This window comes from Aquimarina sp. U1-2 (assembly GCF_017897595.1).
GTDB lineage: Bacteria > Bacteroidota > Bacteroidia > Flavobacteriales > Flavobacteriaceae > Aquimarina.
Genome location: NZ_JAGKIK010000004.1, coordinates 283,676 through 301,771 on the forward strand (window position 1 = coordinate 283,676; position 18,096 = coordinate 301,771).

The window sequence follows — 18,096 nt, forward strand, 5'->3', positions numbered from 1 at the left end:
TACTCTAGATCTAAGAATACAATACGCTCAAGTTTTCATCCTAAATTAAAGAATGAATTTACTATCAAAAATACAATGCGGTGTGATGCTATAAATCCTGAGCATTAGCAATCAATTCTGCCACATCCATTACAGCTATGCTATCTTCTTTTTCCTTATTTTTTACCCCGTCTGTCATCATCGTATTACAAAAAGGACATCCTGCTGCTATGATATCGGGTTGCGTTTCGAGTGCATCCTCCGTTCTTTCGATATTAACATCTTTGTGTCCGGGTTCTGGTTCTTTAAACATTTGTGCACCTCCGGCTCCACAACATAAGCCATTTCGCTTAGATCGTTTCATTTCTACCAGCTCTACTTCTAATTTGGTTAAAAGATCTCTTGGCGCCTCGTATACTTTATTGGCTCTTCCCAGATAACAAGGGTCGTGAAAAGTAATTCTTTTACCTTTAAATCGTCCTCCTGCTACGGTTAACTTACCCTCGTTTAGCAGTGATTTAAGAAACTGAGTATGGTGCATCACTTCATAATCGCCTCCTAAGACAGGATATTCATTTTTCAACGTATTAAAACAATGGGGACAAGCAGTAACTACTTTTTTAATTTCATAGGCGTTCATTACTTCGATATTGGTAACCGCCTGCATTTGAAACAAAAACTCATTACCTGCTCTTTTTGCAGGATCACCGGTACAACTTTCTTCTGTGCCTAATACTGCGAAATCAACATTTGCATTATGTAATAATTTTACAAAAGCCTTGGTAATTTTTTTTGCTCTGTCATCAAAACTACCGGCGCACCCTACCCAAAATAAAACCTCTGGCGTTTTGCCTTCGGCCATATACTCTGCCATTGTAGGCACCTTTATAGTTTCACTCATAAATAGTATTTTAAATTCATTTTCAAATAATTGAAATCTTCACTCTAAATCAAATCATTCATTAAACCGAAATCTCCGAAAACAAATCCGAAAACACCTGTTTTGGCTTTTGCATGTATTAATACCCTCGGTTCTTTATGAATTTTGATTGTTCTAAAACCTGATAACTCTCGATTATTCTCAGGAATATATTCTTTCTTTAGATTAATCGTGTTTTCCGTCATCAAAAACCTCTATGGTCACTACTCTTTCAACCAATTCGGTAAATTTACCGGTATATCGAGTAGCTTTTACCAGGTGATTGTCTATCCAATGGTAATTGCCTCCTCTGGGTTTCCCCATCAATAAACTATGATAATTAAAACCATGTTTGTTCAACCAGGTTTCAGTTACTTCTCTATGCTCTTCTGTTCTAGAGGTAAAAAAACAGATAATATGTCCTTCTTCATACCATTTATTCAAGGTTGCCAATGCATCAGGAAAGGGTTCGCATGTAGCCATTCGTTCGGGCTCTTCATTAGGTACATCCTCTGTTATCGTTCCATCAATATCGATAAGATAATTTTTGATTCCTTCTGGCAATACAGGACTTATATGTGCGCCCTCTTCTATCTTTTCATTCAGTAACTTATCAATTTCTTCCTTCTTCATAATTTTTAGTTCTCAATTAGTGGTTAATTTGGTTAATACTATGGTTTATTCGTGGTTATTCTTTGTTCCAATTTAATCTATCCATTTGGTTGAATGGCCATGGTGCTCCGTTATTTTCAATATTAGACATCATATTATTAAGATCTGTTGGTGCCGCACTTTGCTCCATCACCAAATATCTTCTCATGTCAATAATAATGGATAATGGATTGATGCTTACAGGGCATGCTTCTACGCAAGCATTACAACTGGTGCACGCCCATAATTCTTCTGTAGTGATATAGTCGTTTAATAATTGCTTACCATCATCTACAAAACTTCCATTTTTATCTATATTATCCCCTACTTCTTTTAATCGATCACGGGTATCCATCATAATTTTTCTAGGAGAGAGTTTTTTTCCTGTTTGGTTAGCAGGGCACTCACTTGTGCAACGACCACACTCGGTACACGTATAGGCATTAAGTAATTGTGCCCAATTCAAATCCATTACATCAGAAGCTCCAAATTTCTCTGGCTCTTCTTCTACCTCTGTTGTTGGCGCTGCAAAAGGATCAGCATTTGGATCCATCATTAGTTTTACTTCATTGGTAACTGCTTCTAGATTATCAAACTCCCCCTGGGGTTTTAATGCACCATAGTAGGTGTTTGGAAACGCCAGAAGTATGTGTAAATGCTTTGAAAAATATAGGTAATTAAGAAATATAAGTATACCAAGAATATGTAACCACCATGCTGTTCTTTCTAGGATAATTAGACTTCCTTGGGTCATTCCATCAAAAAGTGGCGCTATAAACTGACTTACAGGGTAAGCACCTGCTTTTACATAATGATCTGCTCCTAATTCTTGTAATTGTAAATCGGCTGCATTCATGGTTAAAAAAAGTGCCATAAGCACAACTTCAAAATATAAAATGATATTACCATCATTTTTAGGCCATCCTTTTAGGGTTTTAAAACGTCTAATATTAATCACATTGCGACGTATCCAAAATAATATAACGCTAACTAATACGAGTAAAGCTAAAATTTCGAAAGAAGCGATTAAAAAATCATAAAATCCTCCTAGAAATGCAAATATCCTATGTGTTCCAAAAATACCGTCGATAATAATCTCTAAGACTTCGATATTAATAATGATAAAACCGAGGTATACGATAACGTGCAAAATACCGGCGATGGGTCTTCTCACCATTTTAGACTGCCCCAAAGCAATCATAGCCATATTTTTAAATCGTTCTCTTTTATTATCTGAGCGATCAACATCCTTACCCAGACGAATATTACGTATGATTTTTCGGATGTTCATCGTAAAATATCCAATTCCAGCCACGAGGGCAATTACAAATAAGATATTAGGTATATATTGCATAATTTTTAATTTATCGAGTCTGTTGGTTTTTCGTAAGGTTTATTTTTTCTCCCAAAAACTGAAAGGTGTACATAACGCTTTGGATTTAATCGTAAATCTTGAAGCAATAATTCGAGTTGTTTGCTTGAACTTTCTAAATTATTATAAAGTTGTTCATCATTAAGTAATTTTCCTGCCGTACCCTTTCCTGAATTAAGATCTTGCGAAATCCTTTCAAAATTTGCAAGAACAACTTCGAGTTCTTGACCTATTTTCTTAATATTTATTTCGCTAAGAGAGTCTGAAACACTTTTAAGTTTTGTAGATATCACATCGGCGTTAGTGAACGCATTATTTAATTTTTCTTCATTAGTGCCTAAAATTTTGTTCAACCGTATCGAGGTGTTTTTAAATTGCTTGACACTAACGCTGAGATCGTCGAAAATCGAATTCAGATTATTCTGATTATCAACACTTAAAACGCCATTCACAGATCGAAGTAAGGTATCTGCATCGGTTATTGCTGTTTCAAGCTTAGCTTGTAAAGGAGTTAGCTTATCATTAACAAGTTCTAATAAGCCAGGTTCTATTCTACCCGGAAGTGTATCCCCGTCTACAGCGGCATTTCCTTTTTCATATTTTGGAATGATAGCCAGTGTTTTTCCACCAATTAACCCTCCTCCGTAGACTTTGGCTTCGCTATTTTTAGAAAACTCGAATTCACTATCTACATTGAACTCTACTACAAGATTGCCAGCCGTATCTGCAAATCTAATAGCCACCACCTGCCCAACGACCAATCCGTTAATAGTGACTGGGGACGAGGGAATAAGTCCTTCTACATTGTCGTATACTGCAAATAACGTTCGGTCGTTTTCTAAAAGATTTCTTCCCTTTAAAAAACTATATCCAAATATTAATAATGCTATTGCACATACTGCTAGTATACCGGTCTTAACTTCTCGAGTAATTTTCAAAATAGATTTAATTTTAAATCACAAATTTAGGATAAAAAATAGATTTCTACTGCTTATTCTTTAAGGAATTCTGCGTATTAATAAAGATTTAATGAGAAGATGGGGTAGCTTTTAAGGCTTCTGCTAACGGAATCAATTCGTTATTGCGAAAAGCTACTACAAAACTAGAGTCAAAGCCCTTACTTACCGCAATGTCTTTTAATTCTTGAATCATGGTATAGTTCGAAGTATTTCCGAAGTAATATTTAAAAAGATCACCTGTTTTCTTTTTTGACAGTTGATCTAATCCATTAAAATTAAAAGGTTCTAGTGCAATGTCGGTAGTACCGGCTGCGATTTGAACTTTAAACGTAATATCATTAAATACCGTATCCCCTTCGATTTGTGCAGTGGTTTGCGAAGTTTCTGTTGTGTTAGGTTTTTCTACATAATAGATAGCATCAAGACTTTCTTTATAATCTATAATTGATGTGGTAATTGATTTGGCCATGTTTTCCTGACCCGCTTTTGAATTAAGATATCGTCCTTCATTGTTATTTGTTAAGAACCCAAGTTCTATTAACACACTCGGCATGTATGTTTGATGTAAAACTACAAACCCCGCCTGCTTGACCCCTCTACTCTTTCTATCCAGGGCTTTTTTAAAGCGATTTTGTACAAAACTGGCCAATGTAAGACTTTGATCAAGATACTCCTCTTGCATTAAGGTAAGACCTATAATAGATTCTGGAGAATTTGGATCAAAACCATCATAGTTGGCTTCATAATTATCTTCGAGCAAGATAACAGAGTTTTCGTTTTTTGCTACATTAAAATTTTCATTATTGGCATGCAATCCCAATACGAACGTCTCGGTACCATAGGCTTGAGATCTATGTGAATTACAATGAACAGATACAAAAAGATCTGCATTTGCCTTATTTGCAATTTTTCCACGTTCGTGCAATTCTATAAATTCATCCGTTTTTCTGGTATACACTACTTTAAATCGTGGATCTTTTTCAAGTTTTTCACCAATAGCCAACACTACGTTTAACGCAATTTCTTTTTCTTTGTATCCGTTTCCTCTGTTTCCAGGATCATGCCCACCATGACCTGCATCCAAAACTACAACAAACTTCTTGGCCTTTTGAGGGTTATTTTGAAAGGGTTGAAAGGAAGCTAGCATAAAAATTAAACCTCCCAGAAAAATACTGTATACTATATTTCGTTTCATTAATTAAAATAATTTACCAAATATTTGAAACATCGCCTATGCGTTTTCGTATTTGTTATAGTTCTTGATACCATGAAAAATTATACACGAACAGTATTGATTCTTTACTATTTAAACGCTTTAAGAACCTTACTTATGACATAATTTTTTATTTTTTTATCAATTACAATCTAAGCTTTAAAAATATATGTAATTTTGGCACTTCAAAAACTGAGCCATAGTTATACAAAAATAGGATTTAAACCATTGCAAACAACGGTACGATACATACTTTATTCACTAAGTTTTTCACTTTTTTGTATTTGTCAAATTACGGCACAAGAAACCAATAAAACTACAGAGGTACCTATCCCAGCTCAGAAGGATACTATTACTGTTGATTCTACCAAAGCTATTACTATTCAACCTGAAGTACTTTTGAGCGAAAAAGGGCAGGATTCTACAAAACAGGACTCTGTTGTACCAGAACCTCAGTTCTTAACCGACAAGGTTGATTATAAAGCCACCGATTATATGCAACTTAGCCGTAGGGAAAATAAAATGTATCTCTATAATGAAGCAGAGATCATCTACGGCGATATGCAAATCAATGCTGGTTATATTGTTGTTGACAACGATAAAAGCGAAGTATATGCTTATGGTATTAAAGATTCTGTCGGAGCGTATACGCAATCACCGATTTTTAAGCAAGGTGGAAATGTAGTAGAACCAGATTCTATTCGTTTTAATTTTGATACTGAAAAAGCGCTAATTTATAATTCAAGAACAGAACAAAACGGATTTAAAATAAAGAATGAAGTTTCAAAACGTGAAAATGATTCTGTGATTTATATGCGGAATGTAAAATTTACTACTTCTGAAGATATTGAAGATCCCGAGTACTATTTTTACGCAAGGCGTATTAAGTTTGTTCCTAAAAAAAAGATTGTAACCGGATTGGTAAACATGTACATTGCTGATGTTCCAACGCCGTTAGGGTTGCCTTTTGGATATTTCCCGTTGTCTGAAGACAGAACCTCAGGGTTTATTATTCCGAATCCGGGAGAAGAAAATAATAGAGGCTATTTTTTGCAAAATGGTGGATATTACTTCGCTATTAGCGATTATGTAGACCTCACTTTACTTGGAGATTATTATACGAATGGAAGTTATACCTTTGCCGTTGAATCAGCTTATGCTTTACGGTATAGGTTTAGAGGTAATCTACGATTTAGATATGAAAACAATCTGCAAAGTGAACGCGGATTTCCAGATTTCGCAAGAACTACTACGTATAACATTCAATGGACGCATAGCCAAGATGCCAAAGCCAGTCCAAATTCACGGTTCTCTGCCTCAGTAAATTTTGGTAGTAGTAATTTTTTTCAGCAATCTACGAATCAATTGAATACCGGTAATTTTTTGAACAATCAGATTAGTTCTTCGGTTTCCTATTCGAAAACTATACCCGGTGATCCGCAAGTAAACATAAACTTGGCAGCTACACACAATTCTAACACCAATACCGGCATTGTAAACATGTCTTTACCCAATATGAATGCCAGTGTTTCAAGGGTTTTTCCGTTTGCCCCAAAAGTTGGTGTAAAACGCGGGATTATTCAAAATATCAATACACAATACAATTTTAGGGGCGAAAATCGAATAACTACCACCGATGAAGACCTATTTTCTGCAGAAATGTTTGAAGGCGCTTCTTTAGGCATGCAGCATTCGATACCTATAAGCACTAATTTCAAGATTTTTAATTATTTAAGTGCCACAGCCGGAACCAATTATACTGAAAACTGGGTTTTTGAAACTATTAAACAAAATTATGATCCTGAAGCCAATGAAGGTGCCGGAGCTATAGTACGAGATACCATTCAAGGTTTTGATGCGTACAGAACTTATAACTTTTCTGCCAGTCTGGGAACCACTATTTATGGTACATTCAATTTCAAAAAAGATAAAAAAATACAAGCTATTCGCCATACCATGAGACCATCGATTAGTTATAGTATCAATCCTTCATTTGATCAATACTATGAGCGATTAGAAAACCCGCAACCCGATGATCCCGATACTGAGATCAATGAATCAGAATTCGAATATTCTAGGTTTGAAGGTGGTTTTTTTGGTGCTCCTAGCAATGTTCTATCAAGCAGTATTGGTTTTTCATTAAGTAATAATCTAGAAATGAAGGTGAAAGACAGGGATACAACGGCTACAGAACCTAAAAAAGTAGTGTTATTAAACAACCTGAATTTTAGTACAGCCTATAATATTGCCGGAGACTCTTTAAGGCTAAGTCCGATCGCTGTTACAGGAAATATTCCTATCATACAAAATAAGTTGGATATCAATTTCACAGCTCAACTAGATATGTACGCGTTAGACAATAATAATAATAGAATAGATGTATTAAATATCGAAAATGGTGGTAGCCTTTTTAGACTAACCAATGCCGGAGTTAACTTTGGATATTCATTTTCGAGCCAAGATTTTGAAAAAGGAAAACCCATTGATGACCCTCTGGAAAATCAAAACCTTAGAAATGGAGGTCGAACCGACGATCTTTTTGGTGGAGTTACTGATTTTGGCGATGACCGATCTTTTGATAGGGATCGAAGTAAGGAAATTGACACAAACACCGAGAATTACAGGTATAAAATCCCATGGACTTTACGACTCACCTACAACGTGAATTATAGCAATCGAAGAAGAGAGAATGAAATATCAAACCATGCTGTGAACTTTTCTGGTGATGTAGAACTTGCGCCCAGATGGTCAGTTGGCGCATCTTCGGGTTATAATTTTACGACTCAGGAATTTACTTTCACTACGTTGAGATTTCAAAGAGATTTGCAAAGCTGGATGATGAATTTTACCTGGTTACCCTTTGGCGACAGAACCTCATGGAATTTCTTTATTGGCATAAAATCATCTGCACTTAGCGATATCAAATGGGATAAAAGACGTGAACCTGATAGGCAACTCTAATATAGGTATGAGGTTTGAGGTTTGGTAACGTGACAAATGCAAAGTCAAGGTTTGAAGACATCATAAATACACTATAAATACGATAACTATGAAAAAAATTATTAGAACGGGTAAAGCTCCTGCCCCTATAGGTCCTTACAACCAGGCTATTTTAAACAGAAGCACATTGTATACCTCTGGTCAAATCGCAATGCATCCAGAAACGGGAGAATTAGTTACCGGTGATATTAAAAAAGAGACAGAGCAAGTGATGCAAAATCTAAAAGCAATTCTTGAAGAAGTCGGGATGACCTTTGATAATGTTATAAAAACTACTATATTTTTAAGCAATATGAAGACCTTTGAACAGGTTAATGAAGTATATGGTAATTATTTTGATGAAGACACTGCACCGGCACGAGAAACAGTTGAAGTAGCTGCCTTACCCAAATATGTGAATGTTGAAATTTCGGTTATCGCTGCAGAGTAAATTAACTTTGGGTAAGCCCACAAAGCATTTACAGAAAATAATTTTTCAATTTTGAGGCAAGCTTCGGGTTATTATATCCTTTGGCGGTGTCAATAACACCAATATACCTGCATTCTATCGAAATAAATTAAGAAAACAAGTGTTTACCTTGTATATTTTAACTTTAAAATACTATATGATGACAAAGAACATGCTGAATACACAATTTTCTAAGTACATCTACAAATCAGTTTTTACATTTTTTTTATCCTTACTTATCATTAATTGTTCTGATGACGATAGTCAAAATGAAAATAATGATACTGGATCTAATCCAGACCTTGAAGATATTGATTTCACAAGTGCTACGACTGCAACAGATAAACAAGGTAATACCTATGAAGTAGGTTTTAACCAAGTTTCTGACATTAATCAAGACCCATTTGTAAGAAAGAAAAATTTATCAGGCGAAACGCTATGGTACATTGAGCATGAAAAATCTGAAGTTGATGGTAGAACAACCCTTATTTTTATTGACAATAATGATATCCCTTGGGTAGTTTTTACTGTAGTTGGTGGCAGTAACAATGCCAGTTACATTACCTCACAGGCAATAGAAGATAATGCATTTTCTGGCGTATATCAAACTAATTATGGTACTGGCGGTGGGTCAAAAGTATCTATAATTGCCAGACTTAATCCAGATACGGGTAAGATTCAAAAAGCAACATATGTAATTGCTAAAAGAAATGATGGCAAAACTAATGGACTTGTTGTTAAAGAATTAGGGATTCGCGATAAAAAAATTGCAGTACTGGCTGAATCTGCTGCCTGGCCTCCCGGTACAGGAACTAGTTATCTAAAATTTCCTGAAATAACTGACGCCGACCGTGTTAACGGTGTATTTAAAATGTATTACCAAATACATCCAAAACTTAATGAAATTATAAGCGCAGAAATTTTAAGAAACTAAGAAGATTTACTTTTTATTGTTCTTCTAAAGTAGATACCCAGCGATATCATCTTAGGTAGAAAGTATATCTGAAATTCGTAGAAGTTCTTTGTTAATTTCATGATCACCAGAGAGCCCTTCGTCAAAACTTGTGGCCGCTATTTTATTATTGATAAGCCCTACCATAACATTTTTTTTACCGTCTAGTAACAACTCTACTGCTTTAACACATAATCTACTCGCTAATGTTCTATCAAAACATGAAGGAGAACCGCCCCGTTGCATGTGCCCTAATACGGTTACTCTAACATCGTAATTCGGCATATTTTCAATAACATATTCTGCAAGTTCGTACACATTCTTACCAATTTTATCACCTTCACTTACTACCACGATACTAGAAGATTTTCCAGATCTTTTGCTACGCTTCAAGGATTCTAAAAGCCTATCCAACCCAAGATCTTCTTCCGGGATTAGAATTTCTTCCGCTCCGGCGCCAACACCTGTATTTAAGGCAATAAATCCTGCATCACGACCCATCACTTCTACAAAAAACAATCGATCGTGAGAACTTGCTGTATCTCTAATTTTATCAATAGCTTCTATAACAGTATTTAAGGCAGTATCATATCCTATAGTATAATTTGTTCCTAAAATATCATTGTCGATGGTACCCGGTACGCCAATAACAGGAACTTCGTGTTCTTTGCTAAAAATTTGTCCGCCTCTAAACGTTCCGTCTCCACCGATTAATACCATAGCATCTACCTCTAATTTATCGAGTTGCTTAGCTGCTTTTCTTCTTCCTTCTTTAGTTCTAAATTCTTCAGATCGGGCAGATTTTAAGATTGTTCCTCCCCGACTTATAATGTTTCGTACACTTCTGGCATTAAGAACACAATGATCTCCTTCAATCATCCCCTGAAACCCTCTATAAAAGCCTATACAATTCACGTTATAATAAGCGCAGGCTCTTGCTACTGCACGAATAGCAGCGTTCATACCGGGAGCATCTCCACCAGAGGTCATTACACCAATGGTTCTTATTTCTTTTGCCATGCAATCGTCGTCTTTAGTTGGTTATTAATGATTATTTAATTTTTTTCAGTAAAGTTAATAAAATCCTGAGTTTCTATGTTAACCGTATCTTTAGGTTGTGCTATTGAATCCTTCACTTTTTTATTTTTAAAAATCTTTCTGTAAAGTTCACCAAAATTATCAAAATCTACCGAATATGAAAGTCCTATACCTTGCTCATAACCTTGATTCGCAGTCCCTATGAACTGTATTTCATCTTGGCGATTAAAAATCTTTCCGCGTAGCGTGCCTTCTTCATTAAAAAGATACTCTACCTCTACATCTCCTACAACGGCAGATTCGTTTACTCCGCCAACCGGCACCCCGACTCTACCGTTAATTAAGATTCTATTGTTTATTTGTGTTGAAAGTGTAAGTCCAAATTGATCATTATTTTCCTGATCCAGGGTACTAACCCCTTGTACATAGTTAAGTCCTACTTGAAATTTATCATCTTCATCAGAAAATATACCGTTAAACAAGCTAGAGGCACGCTCTGCCACCAGGCCACCTGTAATAGCACCTGTGTTTAAAGAGCCGTTATAGAATTGACCAGAAGATACCAGGGATAAAGCTTGCAGCTCCATATTTGCCTGATCACTAAGTCTATAATCCAATTCACTTTGTACTACCGAACTAAGGTTAGGAAACTCAATATTAAAATTAATATCTGGCTGTATTAACTGCCCTCGTAGATCTACCACTACTTCTACAGGTATTTCTCGATTAATGGAAGTACTTTCTAACAAAATGGCCGGATTTGCTTCAGTTTTGTAGACAGCACTAAGATCGAGAACTGCTCTTGTAGGACTACCATCCCAATTGATAGTTCCTCCATCCCGAACCGTAAAGATTTTCTCTACAAAAGCCCCGTACCTAAAGTTATAGCTTCCTTCATAAGCCACAAAATCACCCCACATATTAAACTTTCCGTTGGTATTGATTTCTATCAGCAAAGTTCCTGCGCCACGCCCTTTCAATGTACTACCTGTATTTTTATCAATAACTATTTCAACCTCAGCATTATCATTTACATCTAGCTCAAAATTGAGTTCCAGTCCTTTAATATCTTCTAGCTCAATCTCTTTCCCTTCTAGCCGTGCCTGTTTTTCGTCAGGGCTTAAGAAATGTATATACGCGTTATCTCCTATAGATTCTGTTTCGTTCAATGGGATTTTAAAAATAGTTCCCTCCTCGGTAGTTGCATTAACATCGATTACCAATTCGTCGGTCGGACCACTTATTCTGGCATCTCCACTAATAAACCCGGTACCATAATATAAAGATTCTTCGTCACCCTCGGTATCCAACACCAAAAGTCTTTCTTTCGCCAAAATTTCTAAGCCCAGATCCCATTTAGAAAAGCGTCGATGCGCAATATACCCCGCCAATATACCATCGGTATTGTATTTGGTATCTGTAATATTTATGTTATCAAAAACAAAGCGTTGTTTGTTCAATAGAATTTGTGCGCCATTTTCAAAATCAAAATCAACATTTAAATAAGGAAATGTGAGTCCGACTTGTTGTAAAGACAAAGCGCCATCGATAGACGGATTTTTATAATTTCCTGAGATTTTAGCTTGCCCAGATACAAATCCGCGAATATTCGATACTATAATACTTCCTAATGCGCTAAATTCTGAAATATCAAACGCATTCAAATCTAAATCTACATTAATAGATGGATTTCCTGCAGAAACATTAATAGCACCAGTTGCCGATAGTGTTTGCTGACCTTCATTATTCACGAGTTTTGTATCTACTTCATATTCGGTCAAATTTTCATTACCCGCCACATCTAATTTTAATGTTCCCAAACCTGTACGATTAATTTCGAGATCATCTATCTGTATAGTAGAATTAGGATAATATGCTCCATTTTCCTGAAGTATAGCTAGCTCACCATTTACGATCCCGGCAAAATCGAGACTGTCTATTCTAGGTGTTATTTTATGAAAATCGACTTGATCGAAGGTAGCCTTGATATTTTTATATTCATCTCCCCTCGTGACTCCATCGATTTTTATTTCCTCATCTTGGTAGATCAATACTAATGATTGTATATCCACATTTTCGAAACCGTTATCAAAAATAACCTTATTTTCATTTTTATTCTTCTCACGATTTGCATACCATGTATAGCCTTTGTACGTAAAATCTGATTTTCGTAACCCGATTACAGAATTGTTTTGTTCGTTTATCGTGTGATAAAATTCGAGGTTGAAATTATCTACATTATTTTTCCCTCCTTTAAATTCTGATCGAATGAATAGGGTGTCATTTAATGTTACATTGATTAAACTAAACGCTGAAGCATCGTAGAAATTTGTATCAATACTATCGATAGCCACATAGGTATTGAAAAGTGGATTTTTATTGTCTACCTGGATATCAACCTCTTCGAAGTAGTTTCCAAATGCTGTTATCGAAGGTGATTTAAACGTTAATTTAAACTCAGATTCATTACTTTCTACTTTTCCTTTAATAAACGTTTTAGGTTCAAAATGAATTTCTGGAAAAAAAACATCGACAATCTTATTGTAAATACTGAAATTAAACTTCATAAACTCATCAGTTGTAATTTCTGTAGCTTCAAAATTGGTATATAAACTGCCAATAGAATTTCTGAACAGATCATATACGTTTTCAATTCTAAATATACCCTCTACGCTCCCTTCTACAATGTCGGGACTATTTATCGTAATGGTTCTTATATTGTTATTATCAAAACTAGAAGTGATATCAAAATCTTCAAAATAGTATCCTGCATTTTGGTTGGTGTATAATGTTTTGGCAAATGAAATGGTTCCAAAAGCATCATTAATACCGGTACCTTTCATATCCATATACACATCACCATTAAGAATAGATATACTATCCCTGGTAAAAATATTAAGTTTATTGAGGTCCAGATGATCAATATTAGCGACAAAATCGTAATTGTTTATTTTTTCAGATAGGTCGGCAATACCTTTAAACGTTAATCTGGCATTAGGGTCTTGTGAACTGAAATCACCATCAAATACCCTATCCTTTAGATTTCCCAATGCCTTCATATTGGTGTATGTGTAGCCGTTTGCTTCTAGCTTATTAATATCTCCTTCGATTTTGGTATTTAAACTTTCCAACGTAAACCCACTACCATCTACATGAATATTAAAAGCAGCATTACCTACAGCCTTTTGCCCCAAGAGTTGACCTAGATTAAAATTATTTGAGATTACGTTTCCATTATAAGTAGACTGGGTGAGATCATCAAGATTTTGCAATAAAACAAATGCATTCAATTTTCCTAATTGAGAAAAGAAATCCATATCCAAGTCTACTGCCTTTGTAGTCACTATAGCATTGCCAATAGCCATTACACTTCCAAATTGATATAATTGATGAGGAAGCGAATTTCCTAAAACCCTGGGTAATAAATTAATAAGGTCGTAATAGTTGGTGGTAAGGTTATCAAAATCCCCGTCTAATTTAAATTTGGAAGCATTAGTTACTGCATTTTGAATTCGTATGTCCCCCTTAACAGAAGACCGATCGAGCCCAGAAATGTTTGCGTTTCGTATTTCAAAATTATTAAGCGTACCTGTAATAGAGGTATTTCGCATGGTAAACCGTTGATTTTTGCCGAACTCTTTATAAAAAGGAATTAAGTCGTTCGTAGAGACTTTGGCACGATCAAAAATGGCATCGATCGTTACTTTATTTACAAAATCGCTTAACCCGCCCTCTTGATATGCAAAGCGAATATCTCCTGTGATATTAGAATTAATGGTTTCGATACGCAGTTCCTGAAAATTCATTTCCTCAGGTTTTACCGAAAAACAAGTTTGTAAATGGGTTACTTTTAATCCCCTTTTATCATCAAACTTTAAATGATTAACATTAATATACACATCTGGACCATCTACCATTAAATTTTCTGCATCCAACTCTATATTTGAATATTGTATAACGTCGGGGTGATTTAGATTTTCGTTTATAAAACTGTATCTGCCGTTTGCAATACCGATTTGTTCTGTGGTAAGCAAAAACCTATTGCTCGAAGCTGGTACACTATCGCTTCTAAATTTACGAATAAACGTCATGAGATTGTCACTTGTTTCATTCGCATAGATTTTCATTTGTACTATAAGATCTTCGATAGCAACATCTCCCAATTCTGGCCTGTTATTAAGTATATCCCTCATACTTCCTACAGAGGTTCGTATGCTACCGGCATATAGTAACGTATCTTGATGATGATCTCGAACCAAAACATCATCCAACCGTATCGCACCGGCATAAGTTAATCCTATACCTTTAATATTGATGTTTACGCCAAATTCTGAATTTAAATAGTCGGTAGCTTTTTTACCTACAAAAGTTTGCACGTCAGGAATTGAAAATGTGACTATGATAAACGCAGAAAGTGATAAAAGAACAAGAAATGTCCTCAACAATATTTTCCTTAATTTTTTGATACGTTTTATTGTTTTAACTTTGTAGACAATATTAACAATTTCTATGCCCTTTTCCTCATAATGAAACTACAAAAAATATACATTTTAGGTATTGAGTCTTCATGTGACGATACCTCGGCAGCCGTATTATGCAACGGAAAAGTTTTATCAAATGTTGTAGCCTCACAAAAAATACATGAACAATATGGGGGTGTCGTACCAGAACTGGCATCCAGAGCGCATCAGCAAAATATCGTTCCGGTGATCGATCAAGCCATAAAACAGGCCAAAATAAATAAAACAGAGCTTAGCGCTATTGCATTTACTCAAGGTCCCGGACTTATGGGTTCTTTACTTGTAGGAACATCTTTTGCCAAGTCTTTGGCTCTTGCACTAGAAATACCCCTAATTAATGTTCATCATATGCAGGCTCATATTTTGGCACATTTTATAGAAGAAGAGGACTTCGAACAACCTGAATTTCCTTTTTTGGCAATGACAATAAGTGGTGGTCATACACAAATAGTTAAAGTTAACGACCACTTCGATATGCAAATTATTGGTGAGACTATTGACGATGCTGTGGGCGAAGCTTTTGACAAAAGTGCCAAAATTTTAGGATTACCTTATCCAGGAGGACCATTAATAGATAAATATGCACAACTTGGGAACCCAAAGGCATTTTCTTTTCCAAAACCTAAAGTAAGTGAATTGAATTTTAGCTTTAGTGGACTCAAAACAGCGGTACTCTATTTTATTCAGAAAAAAGTAAAAGAAGACCCAAACTTTATCAAGGATCACCTTAATGATATTTGTGCATCGCTTCAATATACGATTATCAATATTCTTATTGATAAACTAAAAAAAGCTTCTAAACAAACGGGAATTAAAAGAATTGCCATAGGAGGCGGAGTTTCAGCCAATTCAGGTATCCGAAAAGCACTTAAAGAGGAAGAACACACATACGGTTGGAAAACCTATATTCCGAAATTTGAATATACTACAGATAATGCAGCCATGATAGGTATTGTTGGACACTTAAAATTTATGAAAAACCAGTTTACCGATATGAATGTTGTAGCTAAAGCTCGAGTAAAATTTTAAGTCCTGTATCGTAATCCTATGCAATTATTTTATAATCATTCTTTATCTGAAATAAGTGATACTATTACCTTTTCAAGGGAAGAAAGTAAACATATTGCAAAAGTATTGCGCAAAACCGAAGGTACTGTACTCGCAATAACAAACGGAAAAGGGAAACTTTTTAAAGCTCGTCTCACTACGGCCAACCCTTCAAAATGCGCTGCAGTAATCGAATCTGTAGAACAACAATCTAAAAAACCATACACATTGCACTTGGCCGTAGCCCCTACCAAAATGAATGATCGATATGAATGGTTTCTAGAAAAAGCTACCGAGATTGGTATCGATCAAATCACTCCCATCCTATGTGATCATAGTGAGCGAAAAGTTATTAAAAAAGAGCGGTACGATCGTATACTACAAGGTGCTATGAAACAATCATTGCAGTGCTATCTACCAAAACTCAATACTGCCATCTCATTTTCTGATTTTATAAAAAAAAATAAAGACGAACAATGTTTTATAGCACACTGCGAAGAAACTACAAAAAAAACACTTAAAAATGAACTTCAACCAGGTACTGGCATTACTATACTTATAGGTCCTGAAGGGGATTTTTCTACTAAAGAAATAGACTTAGCTATTCAATACGGATATGCTCCAGTTAGTCTGGCAGAAACCAGATTAAGAACCGAAACTGCTGCAATTGTAGCGGCGCATAGTGTTGCGTTTGTCAATTTTTAATATTGAAGTAGACGACTTTTAATTAAGAACTCGTCTTGACTTTTTATGAGGAGCTGTAAAATGATTTTTTTTACTTACTTTTAGGTTTGATTTTAGATATAAATTCGGATGAGAAATACGACCGCTATACTATTTTTATTATGTTTTGTCTCAATTAATGCTCAAGACATTGCTATCCTTCATTACAATGGTGGTGGAGATTGGTACAGCAATCCTACCGCACTACCTAATCTTATAAAATTTTGCAATCAAAACATTAATACTACTATAACCAATACACCAAAAACAGTGAAACCCGAAAGTGTTGATATTTTTCAATATCCGTATATCCATATGACGGGTCATGGAAACGTTTTCTTCACCGATCAAGATGCTAGTAATTTGAGAGACTATTTGCTAAGTGGCGGATTTCTGCATATTGATGACAATTACGGAATGGAACCTTATGTGACAAAAGAACTTGTTAAAATTTTTCCTGATAAAGAATTGGTCGAACTCCCGATGACACATCCTATTTTTTCTTCTCATTTCAACTTTCCGAAAGGACTACCAAAAATTCATGAACATGATGGGAAACGTCCACAAGCTATGGGTATTTTACATGAAGGCAGGGTACTCGTTTTATTTACTTTTGAAAGTGATCTTGGTGATGGCTGGGAGAATCCAGAAGTTCATAATGACCCTGAAGAAATTAGGTTAAAAGCGCTACAGATGGGTGCTAATATCATTAAATATGCATTTCAAAATTAATGAATCAACAATTACATCACGATGCCAATAAATTCATCAATAAAAAATTTTCTATAGTTATCGTTTGTGATCGCGTTTGTTCTCCTGCAAATATTGGTAGTATTTTTAGAATAGCTGATAGCTTTGGTGTCGAAAAAATATACTTTTGTGGTAAAGATATTACCGTAGTTAGCAAACGTATGCAACGTACAGCACGAGCGACACACGAGATTATTCCTTTTGAGCAGTCTGAAGATATTACGGCTGTGATCGAACAATTAAGAACAGACAATTATACTATTTTATCTTTGGAAATAACTGCAAAAAGTATTCCAGTTTCTTCATACACTGTAACTCCCTTAGAAAAAATAGCCCTTGTTGTAGGCGAAGAAAATTCTGGAGTTTCTGAAAAAGCCCTGGATCTTTCAAAAGAAAGTGTTCATATTAATATGTACGGCAATAACAGTAGTATGAACGTCGCCACAGCTACGGGTATTGCTTTATATGAAATCACGAATAAAGTACTTGGTAGTCGTGAGTAGTTAGTATTTAGTAATGAGTATT

At 35.3% G+C, this 18,096-nt stretch carries 15 protein-coding genes; 7 read left to right on the plus strand and 8 right to left on the minus strand.

Annotated elements, in window-relative coordinates:
- Nucleotides 1-88: 88 nt before the first annotated feature.
- From J8281_RS07930 to J8281_RS07955, 6 genes are all read right to left on the minus strand, one after another.
- Nucleotides 89-880, minus strand: a complete 792-nt coding sequence (locus J8281_RS07930) for a (Fe-S)-binding protein (protein WP_210197080.1) — start codon at nt 878-880, stop codon at nt 89-91.
- A 44-nt stretch (nt 881-924) separates the two neighbouring features.
- Nucleotides 925-1,104 carry a hypothetical protein gene (locus J8281_RS07935; RefSeq protein ID WP_210197081.1) on the minus strand — a complete coding sequence of 60 codons (180 nt, stop codon included), beginning with the start codon at nt 1,102-1,104 and terminating at the stop codon, nt 925-927.
- Nucleotides 1,085-1,531, minus strand: a complete 447-nt coding sequence (locus J8281_RS07940) for a phosphoheptose isomerase (RefSeq protein ID WP_210197082.1) — start codon at nt 1,529-1,531, stop codon at nt 1,085-1,087. Before J8281_RS07940 ends, J8281_RS07935 begins: the two co-directional genes overlap by 20 nt.
- A gap of 55 nt (nt 1,532-1,586) precedes the next feature.
- Entirely contained in the window at nt 1,587-2,903 is a 1,317-nt protein-coding gene (locus J8281_RS07945; protein ID WP_210197083.1) for a (Fe-S)-binding protein, read from the minus strand.
- 5 nt (nt 2,904-2,908) lie between these two features.
- Complete coding sequence (locus tag J8281_RS07950) at nt 2,909-3,859, minus strand: MlaD family protein (protein WP_210197084.1); 951 nt, start codon at nt 3,857-3,859, stop codon at nt 2,909-2,911.
- Between the two features lie 88 nt (nt 3,860-3,947).
- A complete protein-coding gene (locus J8281_RS07955; RefSeq protein WP_210197085.1) occupies nt 3,948-5,075 on the minus strand; it encodes an N-acetylmuramoyl-L-alanine amidase in 1,128 nt (375 codons plus the stop codon).
- Nucleotides 5,076-5,270: 195 nt separating this feature from the next.
- Between J8281_RS07955 and J8281_RS07960 the strand changes: the two genes are divergently transcribed.
- From J8281_RS07960 to J8281_RS07970, 3 genes are all read left to right on the plus strand, one after another.
- Nucleotides 5,271-8,054: a putative LPS assembly protein LptD gene (locus J8281_RS07960; RefSeq protein ID WP_210197086.1), complete on the plus strand. Its 2,784-nt coding sequence runs from the start codon at nt 5,271-5,273 to the stop codon at nt 8,052-8,054.
- 88 nt (nt 8,055-8,142) lie between these two features.
- Nucleotides 8,143-8,523: a RidA family protein gene (locus J8281_RS07965; RefSeq protein ID WP_210197087.1), complete on the plus strand. Its 381-nt coding sequence runs from the start codon at nt 8,143-8,145 to the stop codon at nt 8,521-8,523.
- A gap of 175 nt (nt 8,524-8,698) precedes the next feature.
- On the plus strand, nt 8,699-9,475 hold the full coding sequence (locus J8281_RS07970; protein ID WP_210197088.1) for a hypothetical protein: 777 nt from the start codon (nt 8,699-8,701) through the stop codon (nt 9,473-9,475).
- 51 nt (nt 9,476-9,526) lie between these two features.
- On the opposite strand, the gene pfkA is transcribed toward J8281_RS07970, so the two are convergent.
- Both pfkA and J8281_RS07980 read right to left on the minus strand, forming a co-directional pair.
- Nucleotides 9,527-10,513 (minus strand): 6-phosphofructokinase, encoded by a 987-nt coding sequence (gene pfkA, locus J8281_RS07975; RefSeq protein ID WP_210197089.1) that lies wholly within the window; start codon nt 10,511-10,513, stop codon nt 9,527-9,529.
- 35 nt (nt 10,514-10,548) lie between these two features.
- Entirely contained in the window at nt 10,549-14,973 is a 4,425-nt protein-coding gene (locus tag J8281_RS07980) for a translocation/assembly module TamB domain-containing protein (RefSeq protein WP_246849025.1), read from the minus strand.
- Between the two features lie 84 nt (nt 14,974-15,057).
- On the opposite strand from J8281_RS07980, the gene tsaD reads away from it, so the two are divergent.
- The 4 genes from tsaD (at nt 15,058) to J8281_RS08000 (ending at nt 18,074) form a co-directional block, all read left to right on the plus strand.
- Nucleotides 15,058-16,080 carry a tRNA (adenosine(37)-N6)-threonylcarbamoyltransferase complex transferase subunit TsaD gene (tsaD, locus tag J8281_RS07985; RefSeq protein WP_210197090.1) on the plus strand — a complete coding sequence of 341 codons (1,023 nt, stop codon included), beginning with the start codon at nt 15,058-15,060 and terminating at the stop codon, nt 16,078-16,080.
- Nucleotides 16,081-16,098: 18 nt separating this feature from the next.
- On the plus strand, nt 16,099-16,803 hold the full coding sequence (locus J8281_RS07990; RefSeq protein ID WP_210197091.1) for a 16S rRNA (uracil(1498)-N(3))-methyltransferase: 705 nt from the start codon (nt 16,099-16,101) through the stop codon (nt 16,801-16,803).
- Between the two features lie 108 nt (nt 16,804-16,911).
- Complete coding sequence (locus J8281_RS07995; protein WP_210197092.1) at nt 16,912-17,553, plus strand: DUF4159 domain-containing protein; 642 nt, start codon at nt 16,912-16,914, stop codon at nt 17,551-17,553.
- Nucleotides 17,553-18,074: a TrmH family RNA methyltransferase gene (locus J8281_RS08000; protein WP_210197093.1), complete on the plus strand. Its 522-nt coding sequence runs from the start codon at nt 17,553-17,555 to the stop codon at nt 18,072-18,074. The genes J8281_RS07995 and J8281_RS08000 overlap by 1 nt, the downstream gene beginning before the upstream one ends.
- Nucleotides 18,075-18,096: the final 22 nt, after the last annotated feature.

What these genes read in the sequence shown, in the direction of transcription:
- J8281_RS07930 (WP_210197080.1), bottom strand. Translation starts at nt 880, where the DNA reads ATGAGTGAAACTATAAAGGTGCCTACAATGGCAGAGTATATGGCCGAA.
- J8281_RS07935 (WP_210197081.1), bottom strand. Translation starts at nt 1,104, where the DNA reads ATGACGGAAAACACGATTAATCTAAAGAAAGAATATATTCCTGAGAAT.
- J8281_RS07940 (WP_210197082.1), bottom strand. Translation starts at nt 1,531, where the DNA reads ATGAAGAAGGAAGAAATTGATAAGTTACTGAATGAAAAGATAGAAGAG.
- J8281_RS07945 (WP_210197083.1), bottom strand. Translation starts at nt 2,903, where the DNA reads ATGCAATATATACCTAATATCTTATTTGTAATTGCCCTCGTGGCTGGA.
- J8281_RS07955 (WP_210197085.1), bottom strand. Translation starts at nt 5,075, where the DNA reads ATGAAACGAAATATAGTATACAGTATTTTTCTGGGAGGTTTAATTTTT.
- J8281_RS07965 (WP_210197087.1), top strand. Translation starts at nt 8,143, where the DNA reads ATGAAAAAAATTATTAGAACGGGTAAAGCTCCTGCCCCTATAGGTCCT.
- J8281_RS07970 (WP_210197088.1), top strand. Translation starts at nt 8,699, where the DNA reads ATGATGACAAAGAACATGCTGAATACACAATTTTCTAAGTACATCTAC.
- pfkA (WP_210197089.1), bottom strand. Translation starts at nt 10,513, where the DNA reads ATGGCAAAAGAAATAAGAACCATTGGTGTAATGACCTCTGGTGGAGAT.
- tsaD (WP_210197090.1), top strand. Translation starts at nt 15,058, where the DNA reads ATGAAACTACAAAAAATATACATTTTAGGTATTGAGTCTTCATGTGAC.
- J8281_RS07990 (WP_210197091.1), top strand. Translation starts at nt 16,099, where the DNA reads ATGCAATTATTTTATAATCATTCTTTATCTGAAATAAGTGATACTATT.
- J8281_RS07995 (WP_210197092.1), top strand. Translation starts at nt 16,912, where the DNA reads ATGAGAAATACGACCGCTATACTATTTTTATTATGTTTTGTCTCAATT.
- J8281_RS08000 (WP_210197093.1), top strand. Translation starts at nt 17,553, where the DNA reads ATGAATCAACAATTACATCACGATGCCAATAAATTCATCAATAAAAAA.